This window comes from Pseudoalteromonas sp. SR45-4 (genome assembly GCF_014163535.1).
GTDB lineage: Bacteria > Pseudomonadota > Gammaproteobacteria > Enterobacterales > Alteromonadaceae > Pseudoalteromonas > Pseudoalteromonas nigrifaciens.
Genome location: NZ_JACJDO010000005.1, coordinates 47,971 through 60,515, shown reverse-complemented (window position 1 = coordinate 60,515; position 12,545 = coordinate 47,971). Strand labels below are relative to the sequence as shown.

The 12,545-nt window shown below is 39.3% G+C and carries 13 protein-coding genes; 2 read left to right on the top strand and 11 right to left on the bottom strand.

All coding sequences use genetic code 11. The features are described 5' to 3' along the window. Positions 1-24: 24 nt before the first annotated feature. Complete coding sequence (gene trmL, locus H5058_RS03855; RefSeq protein ID WP_011327082.1) at positions 25-489, bottom strand: tRNA (uridine(34)/cytosine(34)/5-carboxymethylaminomethyluridine(34)-2'-O)-methyltransferase TrmL; 465 nt, start codon at positions 487-489, stop codon at positions 25-27. Positions 490-599: 110 nt separating this feature from the next. Here trmL and H5058_RS03850 point away from each other — a divergent pair, with 110 nt between their 5' ends. Beyond that, positions 600-1,517, top strand: a complete 918-nt coding sequence (locus H5058_RS03850) for a cation diffusion facilitator family transporter (protein WP_310735838.1) — start codon at positions 600-602, stop codon at positions 1,515-1,517. A gap of 237 nt (positions 1,518-1,754) precedes the next feature. Here the strand turns inward: H5058_RS03850 and H5058_RS03845 are convergent, their stop codons facing one another. From H5058_RS03845 to H5058_RS03835, 3 genes are read right to left on the bottom strand one after another with little or no spacing between them, the layout of a single operon-like run. Then, on the bottom strand, positions 1,755-2,687 hold the full coding sequence (locus H5058_RS03845; RefSeq protein ID WP_182676956.1) for an alpha/beta fold hydrolase: 933 nt from the start codon (positions 2,685-2,687) through the stop codon (positions 1,755-1,757). Between the two features lie 3 nt (positions 2,688-2,690). Beyond that, a complete protein-coding gene (locus H5058_RS03840) occupies positions 2,691-4,106 on the bottom strand; it encodes an ATP-binding protein (RefSeq protein ID WP_182676954.1) in 1,416 nt (471 codons plus the stop codon). Beyond that, positions 4,084-4,773, bottom strand: a complete 690-nt coding sequence (locus H5058_RS03835) for a response regulator transcription factor (protein ID WP_182676952.1) — start codon at positions 4,771-4,773, stop codon at positions 4,084-4,086. Before H5058_RS03835 ends, H5058_RS03840 begins: the two co-directional genes overlap by 23 nt. A gap of 164 nt (positions 4,774-4,937) precedes the next feature. Here H5058_RS03835 and H5058_RS03830 point away from each other — a divergent pair, with 164 nt between their 5' ends. Beyond that, positions 4,938-5,423, top strand: a complete 486-nt coding sequence (locus H5058_RS03830) for a Spy/CpxP family protein refolding chaperone (RefSeq protein ID WP_086996570.1) — start codon at positions 4,938-4,940, stop codon at positions 5,421-5,423. Positions 5,424-5,659: 236 nt separating this feature from the next. Here H5058_RS03830 and yacG read toward each other — a convergent pair whose 3' ends face one another. The 7 genes from yacG to H5058_RS03795 all read right to left on the bottom strand — a co-directional run bounded on the left by yacG (position 5,660) and on the right by H5058_RS03795 (position 12,449). Beyond that, positions 5,660-5,890 carry a DNA gyrase inhibitor YacG gene (gene yacG / locus H5058_RS03825; RefSeq protein ID WP_011327088.1) on the bottom strand — a complete coding sequence of 77 codons (231 nt, stop codon included), beginning with the start codon at positions 5,888-5,890 and terminating at the stop codon, positions 5,660-5,662. 148 nt (positions 5,891-6,038) lie between these two features. Beyond that, the gene (pilB, locus tag H5058_RS03820; protein WP_182676950.1) at positions 6,039-7,712 is read right to left on the bottom strand and encodes a type IV-A pilus assembly ATPase PilB; all 1,674 of its coding nucleotides are present in this window, start codon (positions 7,710-7,712) and stop codon (positions 6,039-6,041) included. A gap of 120 nt (positions 7,713-7,832) precedes the next feature. After that, positions 7,833-8,465, bottom strand: coding sequence for a dephospho-CoA kinase (coaE, locus tag H5058_RS03815; RefSeq protein ID WP_182676948.1), 633 nt, complete (start codon positions 8,463-8,465; stop codon positions 7,833-7,835). A gap of 1 nt (position 8,466) precedes the next feature. After that, a complete protein-coding gene (locus H5058_RS03810) occupies positions 8,467-9,375 on the bottom strand; it encodes an A24 family peptidase (protein WP_182676946.1) in 909 nt (302 codons plus the stop codon). Positions 9,376-9,411: 36 nt separating this feature from the next. Further along, entirely contained in the window at positions 9,412-10,641 is a 1,230-nt protein-coding gene (locus tag H5058_RS03805; protein WP_182676944.1) for a type II secretion system F family protein, read from the bottom strand. Further along, a complete protein-coding gene (locus H5058_RS03800; RefSeq protein ID WP_182676942.1) occupies positions 10,641-11,951 on the bottom strand; it encodes an O-antigen ligase family protein in 1,311 nt (436 codons plus the stop codon). Before H5058_RS03800 ends, H5058_RS03805 begins: the two co-directional genes overlap by 1 nt. 48 nt (positions 11,952-11,999) lie before the next feature. Further along, positions 12,000-12,449, bottom strand: coding sequence for a pilin (locus tag H5058_RS03795; RefSeq protein ID WP_182676940.1), 450 nt, complete (start codon positions 12,447-12,449; stop codon positions 12,000-12,002). Positions 12,450-12,545 lie beyond the last annotated feature (96 nt).

The window sequence follows — 12,545 nt, the reverse complement described above, 5'->3', positions numbered from 1 at the left end:
CTTGCGCCTAAAACTCTTTACTTCTTACTTTGCGCCCGGAAACCCAAGCTGGCGCCACGATTCATACACAAACACCGAAACCGCGTTAGATAAGTTCATACTGCGGCTATTGGCTTGCATTGGAATGCGCACCCGTTGCTCGTTTGGAAGCGATTGAATTAGCTCATCCGGAAGGCCGCGCGTTTCAGGGCCAAATACTAAACAGTCGCCAGCCTCGTATTGTGCCTGATGATGAAATTGGCTACCTTTAGTGGTGCAAGCGTATATTTTTTTAGGCTTGCATGCTTCTAGGTAAGCTTCAAACGAAGCATGGCGCTGTACATGGCTAAATTCATGATAATCAAGGCCGGCACGTTTTATTCGTTTGTCATCCCATGCAAAGCCAAGTGGCTCAATTAAATGTAGCGAATAGCCCGTATTTGCACATAAGCGAATAATATTACCCGTATTCGGTGGGATTTCAGGTTGGTATAAAACAATATCCAGCATAACGAGCCTTATAAAATAGTCAGTAATTTAACGATTTGCAGTATACACAGAAAGCGTGTAAAAAACTGATATACTCACTTTATTCAATACAGTTATTAACGGATAAATACGTGCATAATCGCAGTTACGAATTTTGGGTAAAAACCTCTAGTTTAGTCACTATGGTCATGGTGAGCTTAATGATTGCAGCTAAAACCTGGGCATGGCTTGCCTCGGGTTCAGCGTCAATGCTGGGCTCATTAACCGATTCACTCATGGATATTACCGCCACAGCTATGAGTTTTTTAGTATTAGGTTATGCGCTGCGCCCCGCCGATGACGACCACCGTTTTGGTCATGGCAAAGCCGAAGCGCTTGCCGGGTTAGGGCAAGCCGCATTTATTGCAGGTTCTGGCTGTTTGTTAGCATTTCATAGTATAGAGCGCTTGTTTAATCCTTTAGAGCTCACTCATTCATTGTTAGGTGTATGGGTAAGTATTTTTGCCATTGCCTGTACGTTAGTGATTGTATTTGTACAAAATAAAGTAGTTAAACATACCGAATCTATTGCAATAAAGGCCGACTCAGTACATTACAAAGGAGATTTGATTTTAAATGCTGCGGTGCTACTGGCTATTTTACTCTCGTATTATGGTGTGTTGTACGCCGACCCTATTTTTGCAGTTGGCGTTGCCGGTTATCTACTTTATAACAGCTGGGATATAGCCCGAGATAGCGCAGAACACTTAATGGACAAAGAACTGCCAGATGAAGAAAAACAACGCATTTTAGATGTTTCGAAAAGCCATACTGACGTACGCGGTGTACACGGCGTTCGTACCCGCCAAGGTGGGAAAGTTAAGTTTATTCAACTGCATTTAGAGCTTGACGATCACCTAAGTTTAATCCGCGCGCACAACGTAGCCGATGAAGTAGAGGCAATGATCACTAAAGAATTTGAGTCAGAAGTTGATATTCTAATTCATCTAGATCCTTTGTCTTCTGTGGAACTGAGCGACACTGAGGGAGTAGCGGTAACTGAACCGTAAGCAAAGCTGGTATTTCAGGTTAAAACCACGCAAACACAGGATTTAACCTGATACCTTAAACATAAAATCTAAACCTTTACCGTAGGCGTGAGTTTACCTCGCGCAAGGTTTAAAACTTAACAAGCGCGGCATAAAGCCCCGCCTACGGTTTAACCCAAACACCGAGCTTGGCTAATTCCTACCAAAACCTGAAATCTGAAACCTACAACCTAATACCTCAAACCTGCTCTTCCACATCTATTCGCAAAACTGGTACAAACTTGTTAGCAGTGGCTGGCGTATTTCATCACGTTCAAATAATAGTTCGTGTTTAGCGCCGGCAAAGCTTTTTATTACTGCTTGGTTATGTCGGTTTGCCAGTTTATGTTGCGCGGTGTTATCTACTACTTCGTCGCGCTCTGCGCTGGCTATAAACAGTGGAATATTAATACTTAACTTATCAACCGATGCAATAAAGGTAAATGCGGCTTGTAGCCAGCCATAGGTTACGCCACCAAGCTGCAGCAGTGGGTCTTGATAGGTTTGCCTAAAAAATTTATAACGCACTTGGCTGCTAGTTAATGTATTTAAGGCAAACTCATCTGGGCTGTAATCGTTTTGCCCAAGGGCATAACTTTGTGAAAAACCGAAAAGCACAGCTGCGTTAGCAATTAGTTTTGCCAACGGTTTTGGGGTGTTTTTAGTGTGAATGTCAAACATGGGTGCCGATAAAAACAATCCACTAAAACTATTTTCAAAGTGGGCTAAATAGTCAAAGGCAATTGCACCGCCCATTGAGTGGCCAAGCAGTATTTTTTTGCCTTGCCAGTGATTATCAACAATTTGTTGATTAAATAAATGCAGATCGTGGCGATAATCAGTAAAACATTTTACATAGCCTTTATGCTTATTAGCTAAGTGTCGGTAAGAGCGACCTTGCCCTTGATGATCAACAATAAACACGGCAAAATTATTAGTGTACAGCTCCCACAATAGCTCTTTGTATTTATCAAGCCCTTCTATGCGCCCTGAGCTAATTACAATCGCGGTATGCGCCTTTTCAGGTTTCGCATAGGCATAATACAATTGCCCAGCTGGGGTATTTAAATAGGCTTTAACTAGGGTGTTGTTATAAAAATCATTAATACTGGGTTGATTATTAACAAGCTCGTTTTCGCTACTGTAAAACATTCTCTACTCTTTTATTATTGGTAAAGTAACCATGGCGCACAGGCCACCTTGTGGTTTATTTGATAAAACCAAGCTGCCGCCATGAGCAATAATGGCATTTTTAGCAATCGCTAAACCTAAACCCGTGCCACCACTCACTCGGTCACGCGCATCTGACTGCCTAAAAAACGGCTCACATAACTTACTAAGCTGGTTGTTTGGTACACCTGGGCCATCATCACATATTTCAATATAAATGGCATCACCGTGCTTTAGGGTAAGGCTAATAGTGTGCTGTGCATATTTAATCGCGTTACGCAGTAAGTTTTCCAGTGCGCTGGCAATTAGCGCTTCATCGCAATTTAGCGTTACCGCCGCCGAGCCACTTACCTGCAGTTGCTTGTTATGCTGTTTTGCTTCAAAAGTGGCATCGTTAAGTACATGATCAACAATATCTTGCAGCGACTGCTTATGTAGCGATAATGCTTGGCTATTTGCCTCCAAACGCGACACTTGTAATACATCGGCAATCATTTTATCGAGTTGATTGGCTTCTTTTTCTATACGTAGTAAGTACGATTGGCTGGCTTCGCTTGCTTGCATTTGCGCAAGGCCAGTCGCCATTTTTAAACGAGTAAGTGGCGAGCGCAGCTCGTGCGATATATCGGCCAGTAAGCGTTTTTGCGCGCTAATTAATTGCGCTAATTGATCGGCCATACGGTTAAAGTCGCGACCTAATATACCCAGCTCATCTTTACGATTAACGGATATAGCAGCCCGGGCTGTCAAATCGCCGGCAGAGAGTTTAATAGCCGCTTTTTTTAAGCTATTAATAGGGGCAATTAAGTTACGGCTAAATAAAAAACTTAAAATAAGTGAGGCAATAATCGCAATCGATATTTTTATCCATTTAGGCATTAACATTAAGCGCACGAATAGCGGCGGCTGGTGGTTTATGTCTATTTCGTATAAATAAAAATGGCCCTCAGGTACATTTATACTGATAGGGCCAAAGGCCTGAAAATGCTCGGTAAATATTACCTGCGGCAGCATACTTTTACTAAAATTAAGTAAGCTTAAATCAATATTGCTCGGCACTTCTTTACTGGTTATAAAGTCATCGCTTTGCGCGGCACTTAAATATAATAACTTACGTTTTGATAGCCTAGGGTGAGTAACAATATCGCTCAAGGTACGCTGATGCTTGATAACTGCGCGCTCAATGCTTTTAGCGGTATGAGCGAGGTTTTTTTTCATCGGCCCTTTTAATGGCTCATTACTGAGTACATTAATTAGCGTAATATGGCTTAAAAAAACAAGCGCAGCTATGGTACCTATAATAGTAAGCCAGAACCAAATAAACACTTTAAAAAACAAGTAGTGATGCGGTTGCTTTAGCCACGCAAAGTAGGGCGCTTTATTCGCCTTGAATAAAGACATAGCCCGTCCCTCTAATGGTTTTAATTAGCTCGTTAGGTAAGTGCTCAGCTATTTTTTTACGAATGTTGCTAACGTGCATATCAATAGAGCGATCAAACGAGGCTAAGCGTCTGCCAAGTACGTCTTCACTTATTTGCTCTTTACTAACCACCTCGCCAGCACGTTTGGCAAGTAATGCGAGTATTTCGTATTCGGTGCCGGTAAGGGTTAAGGTAGTTTGTTGAATTAATGCTTCACGGGCGGCTAAATTAATAGTAACCCCGTTAACGACTAATTTATTGCTGCTAGTGGCATTCATGCTAGTAATATGTTCAATTCGGCGCGTAATTGCTTTAACTCGAGCAAGTAACTCACGGTGATTAAAAGGCTTAGGTATGTAATCATCTGCGCCAAGTTCAAGGCCAAAAATACGATCAAAATCTTCGCCTTTGGCGGTAAGCATAATTACCGGCGTAAGTTTGGTTTGCCTAAGTTGTTTAAGTACTTCAAAACCATCAAGGGTAGGCAGCATTACATCAAGTAGTATTAGTGCGTAGTCGTTCGCTTGCGCTAGCTTTAGGCCTTGCTCGCCGTCGTGTACGCTTTGCACGCTAAAGCCTTGCGCGGTTAAATACTCGCTTAATAGCTCACACAAACCTGTGTCGTCATCAATCATTAATAGTTTCATTTTCAAACCCTTGGGTTGTGCCGTATGTGCTGATTTTACCTGTTTAATAGTACAAAAGTGAATCTTTACATAACCTTTACACTGCTTTGCGTTACTTTGCATTGCAGCGGGTATAGTTAGCTCAACAGATTAAAACAACCAATCCAATAGTAAAGGTAATGATTATGACTAAAGTAAATACACTTTCAAAACTAGTACTTATTTGTGGCTTAGCAACCGCTACTTTCGGTGCAACCAGTGTTATGGCCAAAGGCGATATGCATAAGCAAGGTCGCCACTCACAAGCGCACTTTTTACTATCGGAGCGCGGCGCTGATAAACTCGATTTAACACAAGAGCAGCAAACTAAATTAGAAGCTATATTTGCAGCACAAAAAACGCAAATGCAAGCACTTAAAGGCACCGACAAAGAAGCGCGCAAAGCACAGCGTACCGCTCACAAAGCTAAAATGGAAAGCTTGTTATCAGCTGCAACGTTTGACGAAAATGCAGCAAAAGAGCTACTAGCTCAACGCCACGAAAAAGGTGAAGAAATGGGTTTAATTAAATTAAAAACTCAACATCAAGTATGGCAAGTTTTAAATGCAGAGCAGCAAGAAAAGTTTGCAAAAATGCAAAAGCGTATGGGTAAGAAAAAACATTCAAAATAGCTTTTAGTTGGATAAGTTTTTGGCTAGATAAAATAAAACACCGAGTTCAATTTGAGCTCGGTGTTTTGCTTTGTATGTTGTTTAAGTAAAACAAGGTGTCAGGTTTTAGATAGAGACAAAGCCAAGCACGGTGTTTAAATTACCCGTAGGCGGGGCTTTATGCCGCGCTGGTTAAAATTTAAAAACGATTGCGCGAGGTAAACTCTCGCCTACAAACTCTAGGCAAAACCTACTTACTACTTAAAAAAGTCATCTTCATTTTTTGCCATCATGGCTTCTATGTCTTCAATCATGTCTTGGCTAAAATCTTCAGCTGAAGTGATAGGGGCTGAAATTCTATTATTTTCAAACGACCATTCGCCTAAATCAATAAGCTGACAACGTTTTGAACAAAATGGGCGGTGTGGGCTTTGCTCTGACCATTCAACCTTACTTTTACAGGTTGGGCAGTTAACAATAGTTGGCATAGTAATCTCTCAATCTTGTTTTAAATGGTGCTGTCTAATAGCTAAACTCTAAGTCAGTTTAAATGCTTTTAGTATTGTATTGGCTTTTATAGGGTCGTATCATTTTTCTGATATCTGATATCTGATATCTGATACCTGATACCTGATATTAAAAACTCGTTACTCGATTAATTTCAGCTAACGAGGTCATGCCGTCGGCGGCTTTACGAATGCCCGATAAACGCAGGTTATTAAATCCGGCTTTAAGCGACACTTCAGCTATTTCTAGTGAGTTACCACCGCGCATTATAATTTGTGCTATTTCTGGGGTAATTTTCATTACTTCGTAAATACCTACACGGCCTTTATAACCATCGGTACAGTTTTCGCAACCTTTAGGAGCATACAAGGTCATTTCACTAATTTGCTGCTGGCTAAAACCTTGGCGTAGCAGTTCTTCACTAGGTAAATTTTCAGGCGTTTTACATTTAGGGCATAAGCGGCGCGCTAGGCGCTGAGCTATAATTAAGCTAATAGAACTTGCTACGTTATATGCAGGTACGCCCATGTTTAATAAGCGGGTAATGGTTTCGGGCGCTGAGTTAGTATGCAAGGTCGAAAGCACTAAGTGACCTGTTTGCGCCGCTTTAATAGATATTTCGGCGGTTTCTAGGTCACGTATTTCACCTACCATTACTACATCGGGATCTTGGCGTAAAAATGCCCGTAGTGCGTTAGCAAAAGTCATATCGGCTTTAATATTAATTTGTACTTGGTTAACCCCTTCGAGGTTAATTTCTACTGGATCTTCGGCGGTACTAATATTACGCTCAGGCTGGTTTAATATATTTAAGCCGGTGTAAAGCGATACTGTTTTACCCGAGCCTGTAGGCCCAGTTACTAATATCATCCCTTGTGGTTGCTCAAGCGCATCCATATACAGCTTTTTTTGCTCGGGTTCGTAACCTAATACATCAATGCCAAGCATGGCGCTAGATGAATCAAGAATACGCATTACAATCTTTTCGCCCCATAAAGTGGGCATGGTGCTTACCCGAAAGTCGATACTTTTACGCTCGGTTATTTTTAGCTTTATGCGGCCATCTTGTGGTTTACGTTTTTCGGCAATATCAAGGCGCGACATTACTTTAATACGCGCCGAAAGCTTAGTAGCTAAACTGTTTGGTGGGCTGGCTACTTCGTGCAAAATGCCGTCAATTCTAAAACGAATTCGGTATTTGTGCTCGTAGGGTTCAAAGTGTAAATCAGACGCACCTTTTTTAATCGCATCCATTAATATTTTATTGATGTAAACAATGATTGGTGCATCGTCTTTATCATCGTCTTTAGGGGTGTCTTTTTGTATATCGGCGTCTAGTTCGGCAAACTCTTTAAACTCGTCATCACTTAAATTTAAGCTGCCAGTGGCATCAAGCAATTGTTCTATTTTTTTATCGAGTTGAATGTAGTCAACCACTACCACTTCGCAAGACAAGCCGGTACTAAATTCAAAGTTTTCAAATGCGCCGTAATCGGTAGGATCAGAGGCGGCAATATACACTTTTCTGCCTTTTTGTACTAAAGGCAAAATATGATGCTTACGGATCAGTTTTTCTTTTATTAACTCAGGAGAAATAAGTGCAGTATTAAAGTCTTTTAAATCAAAAAAAGGTACCCTAAATAAATCAATGCATTGCGCCGCTAAATCTTTACTGTCAATTTTTCCGCATTTAGCAATAAGCTCAGCAGTAGAGGCAAACTCTTGCTGTTTAGTTTTTACTATATCGGCATCAACACGGCCAAGGGTAATAAATTTTCTTAATAACGGTGAGTTAATATTCATTGCGCACCTGTTTAAATCCTTCAATAGTTAGCAATTTATCAGAAAAAAGCAGGGATTACATTGCCCATCACAATCTAGGCTGATTTTAGCAATTAAAATAACTGTTTTTGTAATTTATGGCTATTTTAACGCCAATTTTAAATAGCCTTTATGCAAAGCTATTAAGTCGTGCTTAACTAGAGTTAGGCTGCGATCGTTATTTAAAATATCATCTGCTTGTTGTTGTTTTTGTTCACGCGACATTTGCGCGGCAATAATACTATTTACTTGCTCTAAGCTTATGTTATCACGTTTAACCGTGCGCTCTATTTGCACGTTTTTTGGCACGTCTATAAGTAAAGTGCGGTTACAGTATTTATCTAGGCCGTTTTCAAAAAGTAGCGGGGCAACAAGTACCACATAAGGGCTGGTGGCATTATTTAAATCGGTAATAATTTGCTGGCGAATAAGTGGATGTAATAGCGTATTTAACCAGTTTTTATGCTCATTATTGCTAAAAACTAGCTCGCGTAAAGCACTGCGGTTTAAATTGCCGTCGGCTAAGAGTATATCAGCACCAAAGTGTGCAACAATTGCCTTTAGCCCTGCGCTGCCTGGCTCAACTACTTGGCGCGCAATAATGTCGGCATCAACAACGCAAATATCCAGCGCTTCAAGCATATTACTTACAGCCGTTTTACCACAGCCTATACCACCAGTTAAACCCAGTACCCAATTATTTATGTTTGTTACTTTAACCGCCTGTTCGCTCATATTAGTAACCAATTAAGTTAAAGTAGCTAGCTTGCAATTGTTCGCCCCATAACATGGTGATCCAGCCTGCAATAGCAAGGTAGGGGCCAAATGGAATAGGGGTGGCTTTGTCTTTACCTTGAATAGTTAATAGCGCAATACCAATAATGGCGCCCACTACGCTCGAGAGCAAAATAATAGTCAATAACGATTGCCAGCCAAGCAAAGCACCAAACACGGCAAGTAATTTAAAGTCGCCATAGCCCATGCCTTCTTTACCGGTAAGTAATTTAAATAACCAAAATACGCTCCACAAGCTTAAATAGCCGCAAGCCGTCCCAATAATGGCATCAGTTGGGTTGACGGTGTAGCCAAGTACTGCTGCAATAAGCGCCAGCCATACAAGCGGTAGGGTAATTTGGTCGGGCAGGAGCATATGGTCAATATCAATAAAGGTAAGCGCTACTAAAGCCCAAGTAATTGCTATATAAAGTAAAGCCTGCTCGGTAGCGCCTAGCTTATGCGCAACAACTAAGCTCAATAGTGCAGTTATCGCCTCTACAATAGGGTAGCGAGCCGATATAGGGTTACTACAACTGGCGCATTTACCTTTTAAAAATAACCAGCTAATAATAGGTATATTTTGCCACGCTTTAATTGCAGTTTTACATTTAGGGCAGGTAGAGTTGGGCTTTACTAAATTAAAAGTTGAGTTTAAACCTGAACTAAAAGGCTCGTTAGTGTTTGCTTTATTACTTTTCAGCTCGCTTTCTAGCAGCAGCCGGCATTCGCTTTGCCATTCGCGCTGCATCATTAAAGGCAAACGATAAATAACCACATTTAAAAAACTGCCAACACATAAACTCACCAAGCCAATAGTGGTTAAATAAAACCATAATTGGCTTTGCATCACTTCTATAATACTTTGCATATAACGACCAAATAATTAAATAATGAGTTTAAAAAACTAAATAACAGAGCCGAGCTGGAATATAGGCAAATACATGGCAATAATTAAACCACCAACTAATACGCCGAGTACAGCCATAATCATTGGCTCTAGTAAGCTTGATAGCCCATCTACTGCATCATCAACTTCTTGCTCATAAATAGTCGCTACCTTACCTAGCATGCCATCGAGCGAGCCTGACTCTTCACCAATAGCCACCATTTGTATTACCATATCAGGGAATATTTTAGAGTTACGCATTGCCCAGTTCATTTGGTTCCCCGAGCTTACCTCTGCTTTTATTTCTAAAATAGCATAACGGTAAACCGCATTACCTGAGGCACCTGCAGCAGAATCTAGCGCATCAACTAGCGGTACACCAGCCGCAAAAGTAGTCGAAAGCGTACGAGCGTAACGGGCAACAGCCGCTTTATTTAAAATCATGCCAATAACAGGTAGTTTTAATATGGCTCGGTCGGTAGCATCGCGCAGCTTTAAGCTTTTAAGGTGCGCCTCTTTAAACACCCAGCCGAATGCAACAATTACTATTAGCATCATCCACCAATATTCTTGCATAAATTCCGATATACCAATTACAAACAAGGTAAAAGCAGGCAGTTCAGCGCCAAACCCGGCAAAAATATCCTGAAATTGCGGTACTACAAATATTAGTAGTATTGAGGTAACTATAAGTGCGATAACTAATACCGCAATAGGGTAAAACATCGCTTTTTTAATTTTTGATTTAAGCGCTTCAGACTTCTCTTTATAAATAGCGACACGATCAAATATTCTATCAAGTGCACCAGACTGCTCGCCTGATGAAACTAAATCACAGTATAAATCATCAAAGTAACGCGGGTGCTTTCTTAATGCTGTAGATAATGGCTGGCCCGCCTTTACTTCATCAGAGATGGTTTCCATTAATTTACTAATGCTTTTATTTGTAGAGCCTGAGCCAATCATTTCTATTGACTGTATTAATGGCACGCCAGCTAATAACATAGTTGCAATTTGGCGAGTAACTAAAGCAATATCTTTAGGAGTTATTTTTTGAACACTCTGCAAACCAAATAAAGGTTTAGCTTTTCGTTTAACCTTTGAAGGGGTTATACCTTGCTTTCGAAGCTGAGCTTTTACTAAAGCAATACTATTACCAGTTAGTTCCCCTTCAAGACGTTTGCCCCTGGCGCTAACTCCAACCCACTGGAAAGTATCTAAAGTTTTTTTTCCTGAGTGCTTTGCCATTAAAGGTCCTTCAAGTACATTATTTTACATTGATTAAAAGAAACTTGACCATTTGACCAAAAGTTAGGTCCATAAGGAGTCGAGTCTAAACAGTTATAGCTTAGTATTACAAAAAATATATAAAAAAGAGATAATAGAGAGTATATAATTATATTATTTTCTGATTTATTACTAACTTTCAAGTTTAGAGGTAAGTAGCTCAGTAAAATACCGATTAAAATAAAAATAAAAGTTTGAGGTATAGGCATTACAATAACCCCACTTACTAGTGAATAGGTTAATAACCCCAGAAGTGAGAGAAAGCAAATATTGAATTCAGGTATATTATTGTTCTTGGTATATCTGATGCAAAGTTGAAAAAGTTTAAAAAATAAGATTATAACAAAAGTGGTTATAATTCCCCCCCAGTTATACAAAAATTGCAATACGCTGTTATGTGGATGGCTATTACCATATTCCTGAGAAAAATATACTCCAGGCCCATTCCCTATAAAAATATTGGATAGTACTAAGTTAGATAATAAGTCACTCCAAATCTCTACGCGGAGTGAGCTACTTGTCCGTATAACATAATTGATCGATTCAGAATCTTGGTGGTGTAAAAAATATATAGAAAATAATATTAATGATATAAAGCTGCACTTTAATATTTTTAATAATTGCTTCCGATTGATTAGTTGATAGTATCCGCCGAGTATAAGCATAACTAGCGAAGCCAAAATAGCTCCTCGAGCACTACTTAAAAGGAGTAGAAATATATTCAATATAAGTAATGTAAATGCGACTCTAGATAACTCTTTATGCGGTAAAAAATAAATAATAAAAGGAATACAAAGAACTTGGAATTGGTTAAAAAAGCGAATGTTATAAAAACCGTATAATATAGCATCAGGATATGGTTGAGCCTGATTTATAATAAAAAAAGAATAATTAAGCAGTGAATAACATACAACAAATAGATTTGAGAAAAAAAGTAGAAAGAAAATTTTATTTATATTTTTTTGTAGAGTAAACCCTAAATTTATTATGTTTATAAGTAGTATTAAGTGTAAAAAATTTAATACTGCCTGCAGCTTATTATAACTAAAAATTGTCGACAATAAAGCGGAAAAAAATATGATTACTAAAATTGAATAATACTTTTTATCTAACCTTAGTTTTGGAACTAAAATAATAGATAAGGCTAAAACCGCAACTTGAAAGCCTCTTTTTTCGTTATATAATCCGAGAAAATATGAATCGATTGTAGGGAATAGCGATAAAATTAAAAAAGAACATAATATATATAGACCGATATTTTGTATTTTCATATGTGCTAGTAAGTAACCCGTTAGGCTACTTACTTGAATTAATTTTAATTAGCTTTTACGACAGTTTTGAGGTACGAATTTATTTAGAGTTGTAGCACTTACTTCACACGTCCATAAAACTGCATTATCAGTATATGATGGTGTAAATGACAGCGACCCATCATCTAAATCTGTATTGGTTCCTTGAATTGCAACTGTAATTGCACCAGCAGCTCCTACAGTAACTGATTCAACGTAAGTTGACTCAATATCACCCGCTGCAGCCAAACCAACGTTACTATTGCTTGCACAATTAGTTAGAGCACCGTTTGAAATTGCACACTCACTAACAGCTGTTTTAGCTGAACTACCAAATGAGATAACTTCACTTACTTTCGCTCTAGTTGTGTAGTCTTGATAAGCAGGTAGAGCTACTGCAGCAAGAATACCGATGATTGCTACTACAATCATTAATTCAATTAGGGTGAAACCCTGTTGTTTTTGAGTCATTGTTTTCATGTTTCCTCTCCTAAAGGATAATGTTGTGGTAAATAAACGCTATTTAAGTAGCACTAGTGCTTAGCTTAATTTGTTTATTTAACCTGTTTACTTAAA

Coding starts and splice junctions, on each gene's coding strand:
- H5058_RS03795 (WP_182676940.1), bottom strand. CDS start 12,449: ATGAAAACAATGACTCAAAAACAACAGGGTTTCACCCTAATTGAATTA.
- trmL (WP_011327082.1), bottom strand. CDS start 489: ATGCTGGATATTGTTTTATACCAACCTGAAATCCCACCGAATACGGGT.
- H5058_RS03840 (WP_182676954.1), bottom strand. CDS start 4,106: ATGTCTTTATTCAAGGCGAATAAAGCGCCCTACTTTGCGTGGCTAAAG.
- H5058_RS03830 (WP_086996570.1), top strand. CDS start 4,938: ATGACTAAAGTAAATACACTTTCAAAACTAGTACTTATTTGTGGCTTA.
- yacG (WP_011327088.1), bottom strand. CDS start 5,890: ATGCCAACTATTGTTAACTGCCCAACCTGTAAAAGTAAGGTTGAATGG.
- pilB (WP_182676950.1), bottom strand. CDS start 7,712: ATGAATATTAACTCACCGTTATTAAGAAAATTTATTACCCTTGGCCGT.
- coaE (WP_182676948.1), bottom strand. CDS start 8,465: ATGAGCGAACAGGCGGTTAAAGTAACAAACATAAATAATTGGGTACTG.
- H5058_RS03845 (WP_182676956.1), bottom strand. CDS start 2,687: ATGTTTTACAGTAGCGAAAACGAGCTTGTTAATAATCAACCCAGTATT.
- H5058_RS03805 (WP_182676944.1), bottom strand. CDS start 10,641: ATGGCAAAGCACTCAGGAAAAAAAACTTTAGATACTTTCCAGTGGGTT.
- H5058_RS03835 (WP_182676952.1), bottom strand. CDS start 4,773: ATGAAACTATTAATGATTGATGACGACACAGGTTTGTGTGAGCTATTA.
- H5058_RS03810 (WP_182676946.1), bottom strand. CDS start 9,375: ATGCAAAGTATTATAGAAGTGATGCAAAGCCAATTATGGTTTTATTTA.
- H5058_RS03800 (WP_182676942.1), bottom strand. CDS start 11,951: ATGAAAATACAAAATATCGGTCTATATATATTATGTTCTTTTTTAATT.